12 protein-coding genes are annotated in these 20,754 nt (G+C 73.2%); 1 reads left to right on the top strand and 11 read right to left on the bottom strand.

From position 1 onward, the window contains the following. Positions 1-4: 4 nt before the first annotated feature. Positions 5-886, top strand: a complete 882-nt coding sequence (locus ACFVYR_RS26185; protein ID WP_384254342.1) for a geranyl diphosphate 2-C-methyltransferase — start codon at positions 5-7, stop codon at positions 884-886. Positions 887-933: 47 nt separating this feature from the next. Here the strand turns inward: ACFVYR_RS26185 and ACFVYR_RS26180 are convergent, their stop codons facing one another. From ACFVYR_RS26180 to ACFVYR_RS26130, 11 genes are all read right to left on the bottom strand, one after another. Next, on the bottom strand, positions 934-2,334 hold the full coding sequence (locus ACFVYR_RS26180) for an MDR family MFS transporter (protein WP_384254340.1): 1,401 nt from the start codon (positions 2,332-2,334) through the stop codon (positions 934-936). Then, positions 2,331-12,302, bottom strand: coding sequence for an amino acid adenylation domain-containing protein (locus tag ACFVYR_RS26175; RefSeq protein WP_384254337.1), 9,972 nt, complete (start codon positions 12,300-12,302; stop codon positions 2,331-2,333). Before ACFVYR_RS26175 ends, ACFVYR_RS26180 begins: the two co-directional genes overlap by 4 nt. A 1-nt stretch (position 12,303) precedes the next feature. Next, complete coding sequence (locus ACFVYR_RS26170) at positions 12,304-13,089, bottom strand: ABC transporter ATP-binding protein (protein ID WP_384254334.1); 786 nt, start codon at positions 13,087-13,089, stop codon at positions 12,304-12,306. Further along, a complete protein-coding gene (locus tag ACFVYR_RS26165; RefSeq protein WP_384254390.1) occupies positions 13,086-14,015 on the bottom strand; it encodes a FecCD family ABC transporter permease in 930 nt (309 codons plus the stop codon). The genes ACFVYR_RS26170 and ACFVYR_RS26165 overlap by 4 nt, the downstream gene beginning before the upstream one ends. 71 nt (positions 14,016-14,086) lie before the next feature. After that, positions 14,087-15,109, bottom strand: a complete 1,023-nt coding sequence (locus tag ACFVYR_RS26160; protein WP_384254332.1) for a FecCD family ABC transporter permease — start codon at positions 15,107-15,109, stop codon at positions 14,087-14,089. Further along, positions 15,106-16,101: an ABC transporter substrate-binding protein gene (locus tag ACFVYR_RS26155; protein WP_384254329.1), complete on the bottom strand. Its 996-nt coding sequence runs from the start codon at positions 16,099-16,101 to the stop codon at positions 15,106-15,108. Before ACFVYR_RS26155 ends, ACFVYR_RS26160 begins: the two co-directional genes overlap by 4 nt. A 112-nt stretch (positions 16,102-16,213) precedes the next feature. Then, positions 16,214-17,065: a siderophore-interacting protein gene (locus ACFVYR_RS26150; RefSeq protein WP_384254327.1), complete on the bottom strand. Its 852-nt coding sequence runs from the start codon at positions 17,063-17,065 to the stop codon at positions 16,214-16,216. Next, positions 17,062-17,301: a phosphopantetheine-binding protein gene (locus ACFVYR_RS26145; protein ID WP_384254325.1), complete on the bottom strand. Its 240-nt coding sequence runs from the start codon at positions 17,299-17,301 to the stop codon at positions 17,062-17,064. The genes ACFVYR_RS26150 and ACFVYR_RS26145 overlap by 4 nt, the downstream gene beginning before the upstream one ends. A 362-nt stretch (positions 17,302-17,663) precedes the next feature. Continuing rightward, positions 17,664-19,043 carry a mycothione reductase gene (locus tag ACFVYR_RS26140; protein ID WP_384254323.1) on the bottom strand — a complete coding sequence of 460 codons (1,380 nt, stop codon included), beginning with the start codon at positions 19,041-19,043 and terminating at the stop codon, positions 17,664-17,666. A gap of 56 nt (positions 19,044-19,099) precedes the next feature. Continuing rightward, on the bottom strand, positions 19,100-19,879 hold the full coding sequence (locus ACFVYR_RS26135) for a heparin lyase I family protein (RefSeq protein ID WP_384254321.1): 780 nt from the start codon (positions 19,877-19,879) through the stop codon (positions 19,100-19,102). A 254-nt stretch (positions 19,880-20,133) separates the two neighbouring features. Further along, positions 20,134-20,703 (bottom strand): DoxX family protein, encoded by a 570-nt coding sequence (locus ACFVYR_RS26130; protein ID WP_384254319.1) that lies wholly within the window; start codon positions 20,701-20,703, stop codon positions 20,134-20,136. Between the last annotated feature and the right edge of the window lie 51 nt (positions 20,704-20,754).

The following is a 20,754-nucleotide window of genomic DNA, read 5'->3' as shown; positions in this document are numbered from 1 at the left end:
ATCTGTGACCAGCACCGAACTCACCGCCCCCGCCACCCCGCTGCGCATCCCCGGCCCGTCGACGCCCTATCAGGGGGACATCGCGCGCTACTGGGACGGCGAGGCCAGGCCCGTGAACCTGCGCCTCGGCGATGTCGACGGTCTGTACCACCACCACTACGGCATCGGTGACGTCGACCGGTCCGCGCTCGGCGACCCCGGCGACAGCGAGAGCGAGAAGAAGCTGATCGCCGAGCTCCACCGCCTCGAGTCGGCGCAGGCCGAATACCTCCTGGGGCATCTCGGTGACGTCGGCCGGGACGACACCGTGGTGGACGCGGGCTGTGGCCGCGGCGGCTCGATGGTGATGGCGCACCAGCGCTTCGGATGCCGGGTCGAGGGGCTCACGCTCTCGGCGAAGCAGGCCGACTTCGCCAACGGCCGGGCCCGCGAGCTGCGCATCCAGGACCATGTCCGGGCCCGCGTCTGCAACATGCTCGCCATGCCCTTCGAGAACGGGCAGGCCACGGCCTCGTGGAACAACGAGTCGAGCATGTACGTCGACCTCGGTGACCTGTTCGCCGAGCACTCCCGCGTCCTCAAGGTCGGCGGCCGCTACGTGACCATCACGGGCTGCTGGAACCCGCGGTACGGCCAGCCCTCGAAGTGGGTCTCCCAGATCAACGCGCACTTCGAGTGCAACATCCACTCCCGCCGCGAGTACCTGCGCGCCATGGCCGACAACCGTCTCGTGCCGCAGGCCGTCGTCGACCTCACCCCCGACACCCTGCCCTACTGGGAGCTGCGGGCGACGTCGTCGCTGGTGACGGGGATCGAGGACGCGTTCATCAACTCCTACCGGGACGGGTCCTTCCAGTACCTGCTGATCGCGGCCGACCGCGTCTGACCCTCGGTGGGGCGGGGAGGGTGCCCATCACGTGCGGGCCCCCTCCCCTACGGCTTCCCGGCCCGGGTACGAGGCAGCCGCGTCGCCCCCGCCGCCGCGAGCAGACAGCAGCCAAGGACCCACCAGAAGGTGTCGGCGAACGCCGCGGGGACGTCGGTGCCCCGGTCCGAGAGCCGGTCCTGAAGGACCACCGCGAGGGCCGCCGTGCCGACCGAACCACCCACGGTGTTCAGCAGGTTGAGCGCTCCCGACGCGCGCGGCAGGTGTTCGGGCTCGATGCGGCTGTAGACGATGTTCATCACGGGCGCCCCGATCATGGCCATCCCGAAGCCGCGCACCGCGAGCGCCGTGATGAGCACGGCGTCCGGCGGCGCGTGGTCGAGCTGGGTGAACGGGACCGTACCGGCGAGGATCAGCACGATGCCGGTCACCACCAGGCTCCGTGGCGCGACCTTGTCGATGGTGCGGCTGACCAGGAGCGATCCGGCGGCGGCGCCCAGGCCTTGGGGCGCGAGCAGCAGTCCGGCCTGCCACGCCGAGAGACCGCGCCCGCTCTGGAAGTACAGCGGCAGCAGGAACGTCGTGCCGAAGACCGACGCGCCGAGGACCAGCAGCGCGAGGGCGGCGGCCCCGAACGGCGGCCGCGTGAACAGCCGGGGGTCGACCAGCGGGGTGCCGCGGGTCCGCAGCCCGTGCACCGTAAAACCGGCCAGCATCGCGAGGCCCGCCGTCACACCGGTCGCGGCGGGCACGTCGCGCCCGTGGGCGACCTCGGTAAGCCCGTAGACCAGCACGGCGAGGCCGGGTGAGAGCAGCGCGGCTCCTCGCAGGTCGAAGGCCGTACGCCGGGTCGACGGCGGTACGTCGGGCACGTGGCGGCGGGCGAGCAGGACCGCGACGGCGCCGATCGGCAGGTTGACCAGGAACAGCCAGGGCCAGGACGCCACGCTGAGGAGCGAGCCGCCGACGAGCGGGCCGAAGACGGGTGAGAGCAGCGGCACAACGGCGACGACGCTGATCACCCGGCCGGTGCGGTCGCGGCCCGCGATGCGGGCGAGGAGTGCCTGTCCGGTCGCGGGCAGGAGGCCGCCGCCGAGGCCCTGGACCACCCGGAACGCGATCAGGCTCGGCGCCGACCAGGCCAGCGCGCACAGCACCGAGCCGAGCAGGAACACTCCCACGGCGGTGAGCCAGACCCGACGGCCCCCGAACCGGTCGGCGAGCCAGCCGGAGGCGGGCACCGCGGCGACGACGGCAAGCAGGTAGGCGGTGCTGACCCACTGGATGTCGGCGACGGAGGCGTCGAACTCCTCGGTCAGGCTGTCGATCCCGACGCTGACGATGGTGGCGTCCAGCGTGGCCATGAACGTGCCGAGCACCAGGATGAACGCGATCCGCAGGAGTGGCCCGTCCACCCGCTCGGCGGGTGGCGCGACGTCGCCGGTCATCGGTCCTCCAGGAGGCCGCGGACATCGGCATCGAGGTGCAGGTCCAACGTACGGAGCAGGCCGAGCAGTTCGTCGGCGAGCCCGTCGACGTCGACACCTGCCCGGTGGGCGAGCACGCCGGTCCATCCTTCGCCCTCGGGCATGACCGTCAGGGTCACCGGGTGGTGGGTGGCCTCGCGGAAGCGGGTGGCGACGACCGTGAGCCCGGGGGCGGGTTCGCGCAGGCGGTCCGGGTCGACCGGGTAGTTCTCGAACACCACGAGGCTGTCGAAGAGCCGGTGGCGCCCGGTCAGGCGTTCCAGGTCGGTGAGGGCGACGTGGTGGTGTTCGGTCAGGGCGCGTTGGCGGTACTGGAGGTCGGTGAGCGTGTCCGCGAGCGTGCCGTCGAGCCGTGCCCGTACCGGCACGGTGTTGGCGAGCAGACCGACGATCTCCTCGACGCCCTCGAGCTCCGGGGGCCGGCAGGCGACCATGGCGCCGAAGCACACGTCGGTGCGGCCCGAGCGCCGTGCGAGCAGCACCGACCAGGCGCCCTGCACCAGCGTGTTGCGGGTCAGTCCGCGCCGCGCGGCGAGCTCTCCGAGGCCTGCCACCAGGGCCGCGTCGAACGTGATGAGCGTGGGCTCCTGCCAGGCCGGTCCTGGCTGCCCTGCGCCCAGGTAGTCGCCCTCGGGCAGGCCGTCCAGTTCGGCGGCCCACAGGCCGAGGTCGGGTTCGTTCTCGGCGCGCCAGCGCAGATAGTCGCCGAACGGCACGGGGGCGGGCAGGTCGGCGGCCGTACCGCGGGTGCGGGCCGTGTAGAGGTCGAACAGCTCGGTGAGGATGCGCGGGGCCGACCAGCCGTCGGACAGCACGTGATGGCTGGTCATGACCAGATGGGAGAGGTCGGCGCCGTCCCGGATCACGGTCAGGCGCAGGAGGGGGCCGCGGGCGAGGTCGAAGGGCTCGGCGAGGTCGGCCGCGAGGACCTTTTCGGCCGGTCCTTCGACCACGCGGAAGTCCGGGACCGGCGACTTGGGGATCACCGCGAGGTCGGCGGGGAACACGGCGCCCAGGTTTGGGTGACGGGCCATCAGGTCGGCTCCCGCGCCGCGCAGGGCCTCGGTGTCGAGCGGTCCCGCGAGGGAGAACGCCGACTGCACGGTGTACGGGTCGGGGCGCTCGGTGCGTGCGTGCCGGAGCATCACTTCCTGGAGCGGGGTGAGCGGCTCCATCCCGGCGATCGGCCGGTCGTGGTCGAGGGCGCTGATCTCCGGTGCCGCGGCGAGGTCGAGGAGCGCGGCCCGCATGCAGCCGGCCAGGTCCGCCACCTCGGCGGCGGTGAACAGCTCGGCGGGCCAGGTGATGCGGATGCCGAGCGCGTCGTCGCGTACCAGCGCGTTGACCATGAGGCTGTGCGGCAGCGGCAGTTCGTCGCCGCCGCCGGAGCCGAGCGGGTCGGCGTCGGGGGCGGGCTGCCACGGCGTCTCCCGCGTGGGGGCGCCGGGGAACTGTCCGAGGTAGTTCCAGGCGACCTCCGGCTCCACGTGGTCCAGGAGGCCCGCCGAGGTGAGGATGCCGTGACCGAGGGCGTCGCCCTGGGCGCGCAGCCGCTCCCTGACGGCCCGTATGTCGTCGTCGGCGTGCAGCCGTACGGGGTGGACCGCGGTGAACCAGCCGACGGTCTGGGAGAGGTCGACCTGCCGCGGGCGGCCGTGGCTCTCCAGGGCGACCAGCACCTGGGGCGTGCCGCGCCAGGCCCGTACCGCCCGGGCGAGCGCCGTGAGCAGCACCGCGTCGGGCGTGCTGCGGTGGGCGGCGGGCAGGGTGGTGATCAGGGCGCGGGTCGCTTCGGCGTCGAGCCGGAGTTCGTGGTGGCGTGCCGTGGCGACGGTGTCCCTGGCGGGGTCGAGCGGGCGTCCTGCGAGCGCCGGGGTGGCGGTCATCCGCTGCCAGTGCGGCAGTTCGCTCCGCCGGTCGGCATCGCGCAGCGAACGCGCCCAGCCGAGGAACGACTCTCCGTGGCGGACCGGGGAGCCGCCGGAGTACGCGTGCTCCAGGTCGTCGAGGAGGATGCGCCAGGAGACGCCGTCGACGACGAGGTGGTGTGCGATCAGGGCGAGCCTGCCGGGCCGTTCGGGTCCGGCGTCCATCCAGACGGCGCGCAGGAGTGGGCCGGTGCGCGGGTCCATCGACGCGCGGGCCGCGGCGATGTGCGAGTCGAGCAGCGTACGCGGGTCGTCCGTGGCGGGTACGCGGGTCAGGATCGCGGCGCCGGTCACCGCGCCGGCCTGGGGGATGTGCAGCGCGTCGGCGCTCAGGCGGGCGCGCAGGACGTCGTGCCGGGCCAGGAGCGCGTCGAGCGCGGTCCGCCAGGTGGCCTCGTCGCCGCCCGGCGGGACGCAGATCTCCATCCACTGGCAGAAGGTGTCGGCTGCGGTGCCCGCGCGGCGCAGCAGGTCTCGCATGACCGGGGTCAGCGGGGCGTCGCCGGTCGCGGGCGCCTCGCCGGTGTCCAGGGCGCGGGCGCGCGCCGCGATACCGGCGACCGTCGCCCCCTCGAACACGTCCCGTGCGGTCAGTCCGAGCCCTTGGCGCCGGGCCCGCGAGACGACCTGGAGCGAGACGATGCTGTCGCCGCCGATGGCGAAGAAGTCGTCGTCGGGGCCGATGGCGTCGGTGCCGAGGACGTCACGCAGGACGCCGAGCAGCACCGCCTCGGCGTCGGACACGGGCGCGCGGAGCGCCGTGGTCACGGTCTCGGGGGCGGGCAGCGCGGTGGGGTCGAGCTTGCCGCTGGGGCTGAGCGGCAGCCGGTCGATCGGTACGAGGACCGTCGGGACCATGTGGTCGGGGAGTTCCCCGGCCAGGAACTCGCGCAGCCGCGCGGTGTCCAGGTCGGCGTCGTCGGCCGGGATGACGTAACCGATGAGCCGCCCGTCGCGCACGATCACGGCGCAGGCCCGTACGTCGGGGTGGCCGGTCAGCGTGGACTCGATCTCGCCCAGTTCGACGCGGAAGCCACGGATCTTGACCTGGTGGTCGACGCGGCCGAGGAACACCAGCTGTCCGTCGGGCCGCCACCGCACCAGGTCGCCGGTGCGGTACATCCGCTCCCCGGGCGGTCCGAACGGGTCGGCGACGAACCGCTCGGACGTCAGTCCGGGCCGCCCGAGGTAGCCGCGGGCGACGCTGGGCCCGCCGAGGTACAGCTCACCGCTCACGCCGACGCCGGCCGGCTGGAGTCCGCCGTCGAGGACGTAGGCGCGGACGTTGGGGTCGGGGCGGCCGATGGGCAGCGGGCCCTCGTCGTCCGGGTCGTACTGCCAGGTCACGGCGTTGATGGTGACCTCGGTCGGGCCGTACGCGTTGAAGAGCGCCCGGCGGCCTCGGCCCCAGCGGCGCGCCAGTTCGGGGTCGAGCCGTTCGGCGCCGACGACGAAGAGCACGTCGGGGTCCACGGTGCGGTCGTCGGGCATCGCGGCCAGGAACGACGGCAGCAGGTTCACTCCGGTCACCCGGTGTTCGACGATGTAGTCGAGAAGTTCGTCGCCGGGGACGCGCACCTCCTCGGGCGCGATGACGGATGTGCCGCCGGACAGCAGCGGCACCATGGTCTGCCAGAACGCGACGTCGAAGCCGGTCGACGCGAAGTGCAGGTACCGGTCGTGCTCGGTGACGCCGACGACCTCCTCCTGGAGGGCGATCAGGTCGGGCACGCCCCGGTGGGTCACCCCGACGCCCTTGGGGCGCCCTGTGGTGCCGGAGGTGTAGATGACGTACGCGAGGGCGTCGTCGGTGAGCCGCGCGCGGGCGTCGGCCGGGTCGGTGTCCGGGGCGGACGCGAGCGTGGCCGGATCGTCGAGGCGCAGGACCGGGATGTCGCGTGCGACGGGCGGTTCGGCGCCGGTCGAGACGACGGCGGCCGGGCCGATGTCGTCGAACATGTACGCGAGCCGTTCCCGGGGGTAGCTCGCGTCCATCGGCACGTACACGGCGCCCGCCTTGGCCACGCCGAACAGCGCGACGGTCATGTCGATGTCGCGTCCGAGCAGGACCGCGACCGGGTCCTGCGGGCGTACCCCGCGCGCGATGAGGGCATGGGCGAGCCGGTTGGCCGCGCGGTCCAACTCCGCGTAGCTGAGGCTGCGTCCGCGGCAGACCAGGGCCTCGGCGCCGGGCTTGCGCCCGACCCAGGCGGCGAACTCCTCCAGCCAGTGGCCGCGGGTCTTGGCGGGCACGATCCCGGTGCCGGTGCGCAGGATCCGCTTCCGCTCGTCGGGGTCGAGCGCGGGCAGCCCGAGCGCGGGGCGTGCGGGGTCGTCGACCATCTCCTTGAGGAGGTTGTGCAGCCAGCGCCCGTAGTCGCGTACGGCGCTCTCGTCGAAGGCGTGCGGCTGGTAGCCGAGGCCGATGGTGATCTCGTCGTCGGGGATCACGATGACGGTCAGCGCGTAGTGCGTGGCGTCCGTGATGTCCACGCCCGCGAGGTCGAGGCCGGGGGCGAGCGGGGTGCGCTTCCTGCTGGACAGCGGGAAGTTCTCCATGACCAGCATCGTGTCGAACAGTTCACCGACGCCCACCGCCCGCTGGATCTCGGGCAGTCCGACGTAGTGGTGCTCGGCCAGCGCGACGCTCTCGGCGTGCACCTGGGCCAGGAGGTCCCGGGCGCTCTGGTCCTGGGTGTGCCGGACGCGGACGGGAATGGTGGTGCCGAGCTGGCCGATCATCGACTCCACGCCGTCGACCTCGGCGGGCCGCCCGGACACCGGGCAGCCGAAGACGACGTCGCGGCGCCCGGTGAGCTTGCCGAGGAGCAGGCCCCACGCGGTCTGCAGCACGGTGGTCAGGGTGACGCCCTGCTCGCGGGCGAACGTGCGCAGCCGGTCGCTGAACTCGCGGCCCAGGGAGACGGTTTCGCGGCCGGGCCGCTCGACGCCGGTCCCGGCGCTCGCGGGCGCGAGGCGCGTGGCGTCGTCGACACCGGCCAGCGCGTCCCGCCACGCGGTGCGGGACACCTCGCGGTCGCGGCCCGCCAGCCAACGGAAGTACTCCGAGAGTGGCGGGGTGGCGGGCACTGCGGGGCCGCCGCCGAGCTCGGCGTAGAGGGCGAGGAGGGTGCGGCCGACCAGCGGCATCGACCAGCCGTCGAGCAGCGCGTGATGGTTGGTGATCACCAGCTTGTGCTCGGCGGGCCCGACGCGGGACAGCAGGAAGCGGATCAGTGGCGGCCGTGCCGGGTCGAAGGGGCGCTCCAGGTCGGCGCGGGCGGCCTCGGGGAACCGGTCGTCCTGTCGCCAGTCCAGGGTTACGTCGGCGGGGATCACCTGCACCACGTCGTCCCCGGCCGTGCCGAGGTGGACGCGCAACGACGGGTGGCGGCGCAGGAGTTCGTGGGCGGCCTCGGCCATGCGCTCCGGCACCAGGTCGCCGACCAGCGTGGTCACGGCCTGTACGACGTAGACGTCGGCGTCGTGGTCGTCGCGGATCAGGGTGTGGAACGAGAGCCCGACCTGAAGGGGTGTGGCGGGCAGCACGTCGGCGATGCGGCCGGTGCGTTCGAGGGCGTCGATGGCGGCCTGGTCGAGGTCGACGAGGGGCAGGTCCGAGGGGGTGAGCCCGCCGGAGGTGTGCCGCGCGTGCCCGGCCAGCGCGTCAAGCGCCGCCGCCCAGGCGCTCTGCAGATCCTGCACCACGTCCGTGCCGAGCACCTCGGTCGCGGCCGTCCACTCGACGGCGAGCCGGGGCTCTTCCCCCTCGTGGACGAAGCAGTTGAGGGCGAGGACCTGCTCAAGTGCCTTGGTTCCTGGCTCGGCCACCGAGAACGCGTCGTGCTCCGGCAGGCGCCAGCCGGTTCCGGGCAGCGGGGCGAACCGGCCCAGGTAGTTCAGCAGGACGTCCGGCGGCGGGACGGCCGCGAACTCGGCGCGGGACGCCGGGTCGAGGTGGCGCAGGACCCCGTAGCCGACGCCGTTGTCGGGTACGCCGCGTCTGGCCTCCTTGGCAGCGCGCAGCGTGCGCCCGACGTCGCCCGCCATGGGGACGCGGACCGGGTACTCGCTGGTGAACCAGCCGACCGTACGGGAGAGGTCGAGGTGTTCGCGGCCGTGGCCCTCCATCGAGACCGTCACCGCGTCGCCGGACAGGCCCCACTCGCGCAGGGTGAGCACCAGGGCGGCGAGGAGGATCTCGTCGACACCGGCCCGGTAGGCGGCGGGCAGCGTGGTCAGCAGCGCCTCGGTCGTCTCGGGCGAGGCCACGGTGACCGACCGGTGGGCGGTCGACACGGTGTCCCGGGCGGGGTCGAGGGGGCGGGCGCCGAGCCGGGAGGCGGAGGCGAGCGCGGTCCGCCAGTGGTCGAGTTCGCCGCGTCGCGCGCCGGTCGTGCCCTGTTCGGCGAGGAGCAGGGCGTGCCGCCGCCACGACGACCCGCCTGGCTGCGGCGCGCCGCCGGTGCAGGCCGCGTGGAGGTCGGGAAGGAGGATGCGCCAGGACACGCCGTCCATGGCGAGGTGGTGGACGACGACGACCAGGCGGTCCGACGTGCCGTCGCCGGTGCGGAGCAGGGCGGCGCGCACCACGTCGCCCGAGTGCGGGTCGAGTTGACCGGCGAGGCGTTCGGCCAGGGTGGTCACGTCCTCGCCGAGGACCTCGTCGACTACGGCGCGCACGGCGCCGCGGGGCAGTACCTCCAGGCCGTCGGCCGCGCGCAGGCGCAGCGCGTCGTGGTGGTCGAGCACGGTCTGCATGCCCACGGCCAGGTCGGCGCGGCTGAGTTCGTCGACGTGCAGGGCGGTCCACTGCGCGTATGCGGCGATGGCGGCCACATCCGGGTGCGGGTCGAGCAGGGCGCGCACGATGGGCGGCGCGGGCACGGGCCCGGTCGGCTCGTCCACCGGTTCGGCGGCGTCCTCGACCAGGGTGGCGGAGGCGGCGAGGGCGGCGAAGCTGCGGCGGGCGAGGAGGTCGCGGGGGCGCAGTTCGAGGCCCTCGGCGCGCAGTCTGCTGCTGAGGGTGATGGCGGTGATGCTGTCGCCGCCGAGGGCGTAGAAGTCGTCGTCGACGCCGACCCGTTCGACGTCGAGGACGTCGGCGAGGACGGCGCACAGCAGCCGCTCCCGTTCGGTGCTCGGCGCCCGTCCGCCGCCGGTGGCCGTGGGGGCGGGCAGGGCGGCGCGGTCGAGCTTGCCGTTGGGCGTGAGGGGGAGTTCGTCGAGGACGACGACGGCCGCGGGCACCAGGTGGTCGGGCAGCCGGCCTGCGAGGTGGGCGCGCACCTCGTCACCGGTGACCTCGGTGGACACGACGTAGCCGATCAGCCGGGAGGAGCGCACCGTGGCGGCCGCCGCGGTGACACCGGGGACCGCGCCGAGCACGGCCTCGACCTCGCCGGTCTCCACCCGGTGGCCGCGGATCTTGACCTGTCCGTCACCCCGGCCCAGGTACTGAAGGCCCCGGCCCGGCACCCAGCGGGCCAGGTCCCCGGTGCGGTACATGCGCTCGCCCGGCGCGCCGAAGGGGTCGGCGACGAACCGTTCGGCGCTCGCGCCCGGCCTGCCGAGGTAGCCGCGGGCCAGGTGCGGTCCCGCCAGGTACAGCTCGCCCGTCCGGCCGTGCGGCACCGGCTGGAGCGCGCAGTCCAGGACGTGGACGCGGGTGCCCGCGAGGGGGTGGCCGATCGTCGGCTCGTCGCCGTCGACGCGGGCGGTGGTGGCGTCCACGGTGGCCTCGGTGGGGCCGTAGATGTTGCGGGCGGTGATCCCGGACTCGCGGATGCGCCGCCACAGCGCGGGCGGTGTCGCTTCGCCGCCGAGGACGAGCAGTGTCGGACGGTGGTCGAGGAGGCCGCCGTCGATCAGTGGCGCGGCCATCGACGGGGTGGTGTCGACGATGTCGATGCCGTCGCGGGCGTACGCGGTGAGCAGGGCGTCGGCGTCGCGGACGGTCTCGGCGTCGTAGACGTGCAGTTCGTGCCCGCACAGCAGCCACACCAGGTGGTCGAGGGCGGAGTCGAAGGCGAACGAGTAGGTGTGCGCGGCGCGCAGGCGTCTGCCCGCCGCGCGTTCGGCCTCGGCGACGACCGTGGAGCGCTGGTGGTGCAGGAGCGACGCCAGGCCGCCGACGCGGCCGAGTACGCCCTTGGGGCGGCCGGTCGACCCGGAGGTGTGGATCACGTAGGCGAGGTGTTCGGGGTGGCGTGGCGCGGCCAGTTCGCCGGTGGTCAGTGGCGCGCCGGACAGCGCGGCGGCCTCACCGAGCAGGGTCTGCCAGGGCAGCCCCTCGACCGCGTCGGTGGCGGTCAGGACCAGTGCGGGGCGGGTGTCGTCGAGCAGGTCGTGCAGCCGCTCGGGCGGGTGGGCGGTGTCCAGGGGCAGGAAGGCGGCGCCCGCGTCGAGGACGGCGAGGAGGGCCACGACAGAGTCGGCGGAGCGCGGCAGCGCGAGGGCCACCACGTCGTCGGGGCCGATCCCGCGCGCCCTGAGCGCGCGGGCGGCCCGGTGCACGCGGTCGGCCAGTCCGGCCGCGGTCAGCCGGTCGTCTCCGCAGACCAGGGCCGTGCTTGAAGGGTCTGCGGCGGCCATCGCGGCGAACGCGGACGGCACGTCGAGCGGGGTGCCGGGCAGGGCGGGCGGGCACCGGTCCGCGAGGATCCTGTCCGCGTCGTCGGTCAAGGGGATCCGCCCGACGGGCAGGCCGTCGACCAGTCCCGAGAGCAGGGCCTTGAGACCCGACAGCAGGCCGTCGACCGAGGCCTGGTCGTTGGTCCGTGCGTCGACCTCGAAGCCGAGCAGCAGTCCGCCGTCGCGGGCGGGAAGGACGCTGAGGCCCATGTCCTCCGGCGGGCCGCCCGCGACATTGCGCATGACGCCGCAGGACCCGGCGAAGTCGAGCGCCAGGTCGAAGGCCTTGAGGTTGATGCCGCGGCCGTGCAGCAGCGCGCCCGCGCCGGGCGCGCCGAGGTCGCGGGGCAGGTCCTCGCCCCGGTAGCGCTGGTGGTCGCGCATCTCCTTCATCGCGGTGGCGACGCGACGGCTCAACTCGCCGAGCCCGTCGCCGGGCCGGACGCTCACGCGCATCGGCAGCACGTTGACCGCCATCGCGGGGGTGCGCAGTTCGACGGAGCCGGCGCGGCACATCAGCGGCAGCGCGAAGACGACGTCGGTGCGGCCCTCCATGCGGTGCAGGAAGGCGGCGTAGACCGCGATCAGCGCCTCGCCCCAGGTGACGCCCCGCGCGTCGGCGAAGGCGCGCAGCCGGGCCGTCTCCTCGGCGGACAGGGCGGCGCGGGCGGTCAGGGTGGCGTCGGGCGCACCGGCGGCGGCGTCGCTTTCGCCGAGGTCGGGCAGCGGGGTGAACCGCTCGACCCAGTACGCGCGGTCCTCGGTGAACTTCTCGCTCTCCCGGTAGGCGCGGTCGGCGGCGACGAAGTCGGCGAAGCCGCCGAAGGCCGACTTGCGCGGCTCGGTGCCCCGTACGAGGGCGGTGTAGCGGGCGGCGGTGCGGCGGGCGAGCATCGCGGCGGTGTAGCCGTCGAAGACGAGGTGGTGGCCGAGCTGGGTGTACCAGACCTCGCGGTCGGAGAGGCGGATGACGGTCCGTGCGTACAGCGGCCGGTCCACCATCCCCCGGCACTCCGCGCCCACCCGCGCCCGCTCCGCCCCGACGAGCGCGTGCGCCGCCGCCACGGGGTCGGCCGCGTCGCTGACGTCGGCCACCCGGGGCGGCGGGACCGGCCCCTGAGTGATCCGCTGGCGCGGGCCCCGCGGGGTGTCGTACACCCGCAGCCGCAGTGTCTCGGCCTCCTCGGTGGTGGCCCGGACCGCTTCGACGAGCGCGTCGATGTCGACGGGGGCCCCGCCGGATATCTCCACCACGTCGCCGACGACGTAGTAGGGCGAGTCGGGCTCCAGGCGCTGGGCGTTCCAGATGCCCCGTTGGGCGCCGGTCAGGGGGAGCAGGCCGTCAAAGGAGACGCTCGTGGTGCTCAACTCATGCTCCTTGCAGTGTGGGGACGACCATCGGCGTATCGGTCACCGGGTCGGGGACGATGACGCTCGGCAGGTCGAAGACGTCCTTGATGAGCGCGGCGTCGACGATGTCGACGGGGTCGCCCTCGGCGGCGACACGGCCGTCCTTCATGGCGACGAGGTGGTCGGCGAAGCGGCACGCCTGGTTGATGTCGTGCAGGACGGCGATGACCGTGCGCCCACGGTCGCGCAACCCGGCGAGCAGGCCGAGCAGTTGGTACTGGTGGGTGATGTCCAGGAAGGACGTCGGTTCGTCGAGCAGCAGGCAGGGCGTCTCCTGGGCGAGCACCATGGCCATCCAGACCCGCTGCCGCTGCCCGCCGGACAGTTCCTGCACGGGCCGGTCGGCGAGGTCGCTGACGCCCGCGGCGGCCATCGCCCCGGTGACGGCCCGCTCGTCGTCCGCCGACCAGAGCGCGAGGAGTGACTGGTAGGGGAACCGTCCCCGGCCCACCAGTTGGCGGACCTTGATGTCGTCGGGGGCCTGCGGGTCCTGCGGCAGGAAGCCGAGCTGCTTGGCCAGGGCCTTGGCCGGGTAGTCGCCGACCGCCCGGCCGTCGAGTTCGACGTGCCCGCGCTCGGGGCGCAGCAGCCGCACGAAGGCCCTCAACAGGGTTGATTTTCCACCGCCGTTGGGGCCCACGATGGCGGTGAACGCGCCGTCGGGGACGTCGAGGCTCAGCCGGGTGGACACCACGCGGTCTCCGTAGCGCAGGGTGATGTCCCGCGCGGTCAGGCGTGCGGTCATGCGCGCCTCACCTCCTTGGTCAGCAGCCAGATCAGGTAGCAGCCGCCGATCGCGGTGCTCACCACGCCGACGGGCAGCGCGACGGGCGCGAGCAGCATCTGGGCGATGAGGTCGGCGCCCAGGAGGAGCACCGACCCGGTGAGGGCGGCCGGGAGCAGCGGGACACCGGCCGCGCCGGCGAGCCTGCGGCCGATCTGCGGGGCGGCGAGCGCGATGAACGCGATGGGCCCGGCGACCGCGGTCACCGTGGCCGTGCAACCGACGCCGACCAGGACCATGACGAGCCGCAGCCGGTCGAGGTGGACGCCGGTGGTCGCCGCGACGGCGTCGCCGAGCGAGGCCTGGTGCATGGCGTGTGCCCGTGTGGCCATCAGGGCGAGCAGCACAGCGATCACCGTGAACGGGATGCCCAGGTCGTCCCAGCCGACGCCGTTGAGTGAGCCCGCGCTCCAGCCGACCGCGGCGATCGCCACCTCCAGGTCGGCGCGGAGCACGATCCACGAGTTGACCGCGGTCACCATCGCGTTGACGGCGATGCCGATGACGACGAGGCGCAGTCCGGAGAAGCCCCGGTCGAACGAGAGCAGGTAGACGGCGGCCGCGACGACGAGCCCGCCGAGCACCGAGCCGACGGCGAGTTGGGCGGAGGTGCCCGAGAGGACGGTGATGGCGACCAGGGCGCCGGTGTAGGCGCCCGCGTCGAGGCCGATGACGTCGGGGCTGCCCATCGGGTTGCGGGTGAGGTTCTGGAAGAGGGCGCCGGCCACGCCGAGCGCGGCACCGAAGACCAGTCCGGCGAGCACCCGCGGCAGCCGCCAGTCGGAGATGACGACGGAGGGTTCGGCGCCGGTGAGGGCGTCGAACACCTCGTCGGGGGTGGACCAGGACGCGCCGTAGCAGAGCCCGGTCAGGCCCAGGGCGAGCATCAGGGCGGCCAGCACGGCGGCGAGGACGACCGTGCGGCGCTCGGCGCGCAGTCCGCGTACGTTCAGTGTGTTCACAGCGCACCCGCCCCGTAGCGGCGGACGGCCCAGATGAGCATCGGGCCGCCGAGGAACGCGGTGACGACGGCCACCGGCACCTCGCCGGTGGGCAGCAGCACCCGCGACCCGATGTCGGCGATCAGCAGCAGGATCGGGCCGAGGACCATCGAGTGGAGCAGCAGCCACGGGACCGACCCCCCGGCCGGCTTGCGGACCAGGTGCGGCACGATCAGGCCGACGAACAGGATCGGCCCGGCGACCGCCGTCGCCGCCCCGCTCAGCACGGTGACCAGTACCAGGGCGACGGCACGTACGCGGAGCACGCTCGCGCCCAGGGTCTGCGCCACGCTCTCGCCGAGCGCCAGGGCGTTGAGCGACCTGCTCAGCAGCAGCGCCGCGAGCAGGGACACCGCTATCGCGGTCAGAGGCAGGGCCAGCGGCGCCTGTTCGCGGGAGGCGAGCGAGCCGACCGACCAGAACCGGTAAACGTCGAAGGTGTCGGGGAGCATCAGCCGCATGCCGAGCGCGACGCCGTTCAGGATCGCGGTCAGGGCCACGCCGGTGAGCACCAGGCGCAGCGGGGAGCGGCGTCCGACGGCGGCGACGAGCAGCGCCGCGAGCACCGATCCGGTGACCGCCAGGCCCAACTGGCCGGACTGGCCCGCGGCCAGTCCGAGCCCCGAGCCGACGGTGATGGCGAACCCGGCGCCCGCGGTGACCCCGAGGATGCCGGGCTCGGCCAGCGGGTTGCGGGCCAGCGTCTGGATCAGCGCGCCCGCCACCGCGAGGGCGGCGCCCACCGCGACGGCGAGCAGTGCGCGGGGCGCCCGGACGTCCCGCACGATGACGTGGTCGTCGGTGCCCCGGTGGTCCAGGAGCGCGCGGAGGACCTCGGTGGGCGCGATGTGGCGGGCGCCGACGCCGATGCTCAGGACGGCGACCGCCGCGAGGATGACGACTCCGGCCACGAGCAGTGCGAGTTGCGGGCCGGCCCGCCCGGTTCCGAGCGCCTCGGGGGCGCGGCCCGCGACGCTCACCGCTTGAGGAGCGGCGCGAACGACGTGTCGATCGCGTCCAGGGTCTGCATGGCCTGCCCGTAGGTCGCGGCCTCGGTGTAGCGGATCGGGAAGGTCTTGCCCGCCTTGACGGCGGGCAGGTTCTTCCACAGCTTGGAGTCCATGACGTACTTCACCGGCTGCGGGACGCTGCCGTCGGCGTTGACCGAGTAGGTGATGGCGTCGGCCTCGCCGAGCGCGTCGGGGAGCTCTTCGAGGGAGGGGTACTCGCTGACGGCTCGCGAGCCGGGGCCCTTCTTCTTGACCTTGCCGTAGTACTTCGCGCCGACGTCCTCGGCGATGTTCGTGCCCCACGAGTGGCCGAACTCGCGCTGCCAGGTGCCCTTGGCGCTCTCGCCGTACGCGCCGACGTGACCCAGCTTCAGCCGCGGCAGCACCTTCTCGTACTTCTTCGCCAGCTTGGCCGCCTTGGCCTCGTACGCGTCCTGCACGGCGTCGAACTTCTTGAGCGCGCCGGCGGCGTCGGCCTGCTTGCGGGACTGCTCGCGCCAGGCGGACGGCACGGTCGGGCCGACCGCCACCACGGGGGCGATGCTCTCCAGGCGCTTGACGTCGATGTCGCCGAGGACGGGGGCGGGTACGCCGATGACGATCAGGTCGGGCTTGGCCTCGGCGACGGCCTCGTAGTTGGTCTCGGCCGCCTGCTCGCCCGCCACCTTGGGGAGCTTCTTGTACGTGGCGAGGTCCTGCTTGCTCATCATCGGCTCGCCGCGCTTCCACGACGAGACCCCGACCAGCGGCGCGTGGGCCTCGATCATGACGGGGACGGCGTAGCCGGTGGCGACCACACGCTTCGGGTCGGACGGGATCTTGATCTTGCCGTTGTCGGCGGCGAACACCCGGGTCCCACCGTTCCCGGAGTCATTCGATCCGCCGTCCGACGACCCGCATCCGGTCAGCGCCAGGGCCAGCGCCACGGCTCCGAGAAGGCCCGACGATCTGCGTATGGACATTCTTCCGCTCCTTGCTACTTAGGTAAGGCTAACCTTAGTTGATGTTCGCTGGTGCCCGGACCACCGGGCGGCGGATTCACTCCGCGCCGCCCCGTCCGGCCGCATCGGTCGGTCAGTGGTCGTCCTCGTCGAAGTCGGCGACGCCGCGCTTCCAGTAGCCGGTGATGTCGTGGTCGGCCCTGTCGAGCCCCAGCTCGTCGCGGACCCAGCGGCGCAGCGGCTTGATCTGCCCCGCCTCACCGGCGACCCACACGTACACCCGCTCACCCCCCGGCACCGTCACCGCGGTCACGGCCCGCTCCAACGCGCCGCCGGTGCCCGGCGGTTGAGCGCCCCGGTGCAGCCAGCGCACCTCGAACCCCTCGGGCGCCGACAGCTCGATCTCCTCCGCGGCGTCGGCGACCTCGATGAAGGCCCAGCCCTTCGCGGTACGGGGCAGCTCCTCCAGGTGGCGCGCGATCGCGGGCAGCGCCGTGATGTCGCCGGCCAGGAGGTAACGGTCGTACGTGTGCGGCACGATCAGCCCGCCGGGCGGACCCGCGACGTGCACGACGTCGCCGGGCTCGGCCCGGTGCGCCCAGTCCGAGGCGAGGCCGCCGGCGTGCGGAACGATGTCGATGTCGATCTCGCCCGTGGCCGGGTCGTAGCGGCGCACGGTGTACTCCCGGGACGTGGGCGCCGGCCGCGGCCAGCGCAGCATCGTCCCGTTCCGCTCGGGCAGCCGCAGCGAGCCGTCCGGCTCGGGAAAGATGAGCTTCACGTGCTCGTCCGGCGCATGGGCCTGAAACCCCTCCGTGCCCGGGCCGCCCAGCGTGAGGCGCAGCAGGCCCGCGCCGACCATGGCCGTACGCACGACCTCGACTTCGCGGAGGCCGATCGGGTAGCCCACCTTCTCGGCGTGCAGGCCCGCCCGGACCTCCGCGATCCGGTCCAGGTGACGGTGGCGGTGATCGGCCCGGCTCATGCGGCACGGCCCGTCAGCAGGGCGGTCCAGTGGCCCAGTTCGGGCTGTTCGGCGAGGTCGGGAAATTCCAGCGTGGCCGCTCCCGCGGTACGCCACCGCTGGACCAGGGTCATGATCCGCACCGAGTCCAGGCCGAGGTCGAACAGGTCCTCCCCCGGCACGATCTCGGCGGGGTCGCAGTCGAGCAGCTCCGCGATGTCGGCGCGGACGCGCTCGGGCGACAGGGTCTGGTCCATCGGATGGGCTCCTTCGGGAGACGGGCGCCGACGGCGCGATCAGCGCGTCGGCGGGGGACGGTGGTGATGCCGACGCCACGGTGATCGGCGGGCGCGTGCGCGCACCCCGGTGAGGCGTTCACCCCGGAAAGGGCCAAGGGGCGGAGTCCGCAGACGACAGCAGCACGGACTCCGCCCCCACCGCTATTCAGGGAAGGCTAACCTAACTTAATCATGAAGGAGGCGTGCAAAGGGAAGGCGGGTCTGGGACCTGTCCCGACCCGCCTCCCCGGCGCCGCCGCGCGTACCGCTACGTCACATGACGGTGCGGCTCCGCCGATTGGCCGTGCCCACCAGACCTGTGGCGGCCTCTCGCGGCGCCGTCACGCGCCCTTCCCCGTGTCCAGATCGCGGAGCGCGTTCTCCACCACCTCGGTCAGCGCCGGATGGATCCACAGCGGCCGTTCGGCGACCTCGCGCGCCGTGAGCCCGAAGGTCATCGCGAGGACGAACGGCTGGATGAGAGTGGCGGCCTGCGGCCCGAGCACATGCGCGCCGAGCAGCCGCCCGGTGGCCCGGTCGGCCAGCACCTTGCAGAACCCCTGCGTGTCCTCCAGCGCCCAGCCGTACGCCACGTCCTCGTACCGGCGCGAACCGACCGCGTACTCCCTGCCCTGCTCGCGGGCCTCCTGCTCGGTGAGGCCCACCTGGGCGATCTGGGGCCGGGCGAACACGGCCGAGGGCACCACGTCGTACGACATCGAGCGCGGCTCGTCGGGGTGCAGGAGGTTGTGCGCGACCACCTCGCCCTCGCGGTTCGCCACATGCTTCAGGGGCGGCCCGGGCGTGATGTCACCCAGGGCCCAGACGCCGTCGGCACTGGTCCGCAGTTGCGCGTCGACCTCGATATGGCCGTTGTCGTCGCAGGCGATGCCAGCCCGGTCCAGGTCGAGGCGGTCACTGTTCGGCTCGCGCCCCACGGCGACGAGGAGCGTGTCCGTCTCGATGACCGAGTCGTCGTCGAGGGTCAGCCGGAGCTCGCCGGGGCGCCCCTCCACACGGACGAGTTCGCGGCCGAGGCGCAGGTCGTGGACGGAGCTCACGATGTCGGTGAAGGCCGACGCGGTCGACTCGTCCTGCTCGGAGAGGAGCCTGTCCTTCTTCTCCACGACGGTGACGGAGGTGCCCGCCGCGTGGAAGACGTGGGCCAGTTCGGCGGCGATGTAACCGCCGCCGAGCACCACCATGCGCCGGGGCACCTCGGCGAGCCGCATCACGGTGTCGGACGTTTCATAGGGCAGCCCGGAATCGGCGACCGGGGGCGGGACCACGGGACGGCCTCCCGCGGCGACGACGATCCGGTCCGCGCTGACCGACACGGTCCCGTCCGCCGTCTCCACCGAGAGTTCACGCTCGCCGGTGAACCGGGCGCGCCCGCGGTACACGGTCGTGAAGTCCGACGCGCGGCGGTCGCCCTCCTCGTCCCGCGAGACGGCGTCGAGCCGCCCGAAGACGCGTTCCTGGACGGCGGGCCAGGCGATCCCGTCCGAGGCCGCCCGCACGTCGTGCCGCCCGGACTCGCGTACGGCGTCCGCCACCTCGGCGGTCACCGAGAGCATCTTGCTGGGAATGCACCCCGCGTTGAGGCAGGTGCCGCCGAAGGGTCCCTCCGCGACGACGGCGACGTCCAGGTGCGAGAACCGGTCGTCGATCACTGAGTTGCCGGTGCCTGCGCCGAGGACGACGAGATCATGGTGTGACATATGCGGAGAGTATCCATATATGCCCACCGCACACCTCTTGGGCGGGCCCCGGGCCGTCAGTCGACGTCCGCCCGGGACTCCCCCATGGCGAGCCCGTCGATCCAGTTGATGGAGGCCGTGCTGGTGTCGGTGCCCCAATAGGTGCCCCAGCGCGGCTTGTTGCCCAGGTCGTCCCAGGTGCGGGCGCCGGTACGTGAGGCGATCTCACGGCCGTCCAGATGGACGGAGAGCTTTCCGGAGCTGCCCGAACTGGTGGTGATGCCGAGCTGGACCGAGTGCCAGGCGCCCGCGGACCACGGGGCGGAGCCGATGGATATCCACTCCTCCCCGGGAGCGACGTACCAGACCTTCAGCTTCCCGCCCTCGACTTTCATGATCACGGGGTAGTTCTGGCTGTGCTGGTCGTTGGTGCCGTTCGACTTCCACTGGAAGACGGTCTGGGCGTCACCCGTCTTGGTCATCGAGTCCCAGCCGAACCAGTACGTCCGCCCCTCGCGCCAGGTGTACTCGCCGCTCGCGGTCCGTACGTTGTGCGCCTCGCAACGCGGTACGCCGATGGGCTTGTTGAACTTGAAGATGTCACCGCGGGAGCCGCCCCAGTTGTCGACGGTGACGCTCCCCGGCGACGCGCACAGGGTGGGCCCGAAGACACCGAGCCCGTTCGACGCGTCGCCGTCCCACAGCACGCTCCTCTGCTGGTGCGCCGGGGACTTCTCCGGGCGGCCGTGGGCCGCGTTCCGGGTGCCGCTGGAGTCGGGGCCGGCGACGGCCCAGGCCGCGAGCAGGGCGACGACGAGGCCACCCGCCGAGGTCAGCGTCTTCCCGGTACGGTTCACGGCGTGCTCCTGCGCGGTGTCGGGGCGATGGAATCGGCCTCTGGCCGAGGCCGAGAGTGCCACCGGCCCGCGACGACAGCAAGCGCTTGCACAACAGGGTTCTCAATTCTTCACGACTCCGGCGCGTCACCGCAGTCGCGTGTCACCGCAGTCGTGTGTCACGGCAGTCGTGTGTCACCGGGAACCGGACGAGCGGCGGGTTCGGCGAATCCGGCCGTGCGTCACCACGGACCGGATTCGGCCGCCTCCGCCCCTCACCGATGCCGGGTGACCGCCTGCTGCGCGCTCTCCGAAACCGAGCGAACGGTTCCCGCGGCGCTGTCGGAGAGCGAGCGGACCGTTCCCGCTGCGCCCTCCGCCGCTCCGCTCAGCGCGCCGACGGCATCCCGCCGGGTGCGCCGGGCCGCCCGTCGTCCCGTCGTGGCCACGGCGCGGGTGCGGTAGGCGACGGAGGGCTTGCCGTGCGTGTCGGCCGCGGCGATGAGGAGTCCGCCCATCAGCGAGACGTTCTTGATGAACTGGGTGCGCTGCGCGGCCCGCTGCTCGGGGTCCTTCTCCTTCCAGAAGGCGTGCCCGGCCAGGGTCGTCGGCACCAGCGATCCGGCCAGCGCGAGCGCGGCGATCCGGGGCATCCGTCCGGTGGCCAGCATGAGGCCGGCGCCCAGCTGCACCGCACCGTTGATGCGGACCAGCTTTTCGGGGTCCTCGGGGAGCCCGGGGATCCGGGAACCGACGGGAACCGCGACGGACTCGGCGGCGACTGCCGCGCCTTCGGGGTCACGGAGGGTCTTGAGCCCGCCGGTGACGAAGACGGAGGCGAGCATGGGGCGTGCGCATTTCCTGAGAACAGCCATGTCTTTCGGCTGCCCTCAAAG

Source organism: Streptomyces sp. NPDC058284, assembly GCF_042881135.1.
Classification (GTDB): domain Bacteria; phylum Actinomycetota; class Actinomycetes; order Streptomycetales; family Streptomycetaceae; genus Streptomyces.
Note: the sequence above shows the minus strand (reverse complement) of the source record. Positions and strands in the feature narration are given on the sequence as shown.

Coding starts and splice junctions, on each gene's coding strand:
- ACFVYR_RS26180 (WP_384254340.1), bottom strand. CDS start 2,334: ATGACCGGCGACGTCGCGCCACCCGCCGAGCGGGTGGACGGGCCACTC.
- ACFVYR_RS26170 (WP_384254334.1), bottom strand. CDS start 13,089: ATGACCGCACGCCTGACCGCGCGGGACATCACCCTGCGCTACGGAGAC.
- ACFVYR_RS26165 (WP_384254390.1), bottom strand. CDS start 14,015: ATGCTCGCCCTGGGCCTGACCGGGCTCTGCTACGGCGCGTCCTGGTCC.
- ACFVYR_RS26155 (WP_384254329.1), bottom strand. CDS start 16,101: ATGTCCATACGCAGATCGTCGGGCCTTCTCGGAGCCGTGGCGCTGGCC.
- ACFVYR_RS26150 (WP_384254327.1), bottom strand. CDS start 17,065: ATGAGCCGGGCCGATCACCGCCACCGTCACCTGGACCGGATCGCGGAG.
- ACFVYR_RS26145 (WP_384254325.1), bottom strand. CDS start 17,301: ATGGACCAGACCCTGTCGCCCGAGCGCGTCCGCGCCGACATCGCGGAG.
- ACFVYR_RS26140 (WP_384254323.1), bottom strand. CDS start 19,043: ATGTCACACCATGATCTCGTCGTCCTCGGCGCAGGCACCGGCAACTCA.
- ACFVYR_RS26130 (WP_384254319.1), bottom strand. CDS start 20,703: ATGCTCGCCTCCGTCTTCGTCACCGGCGGGCTCAAGACCCTCCGTGAC.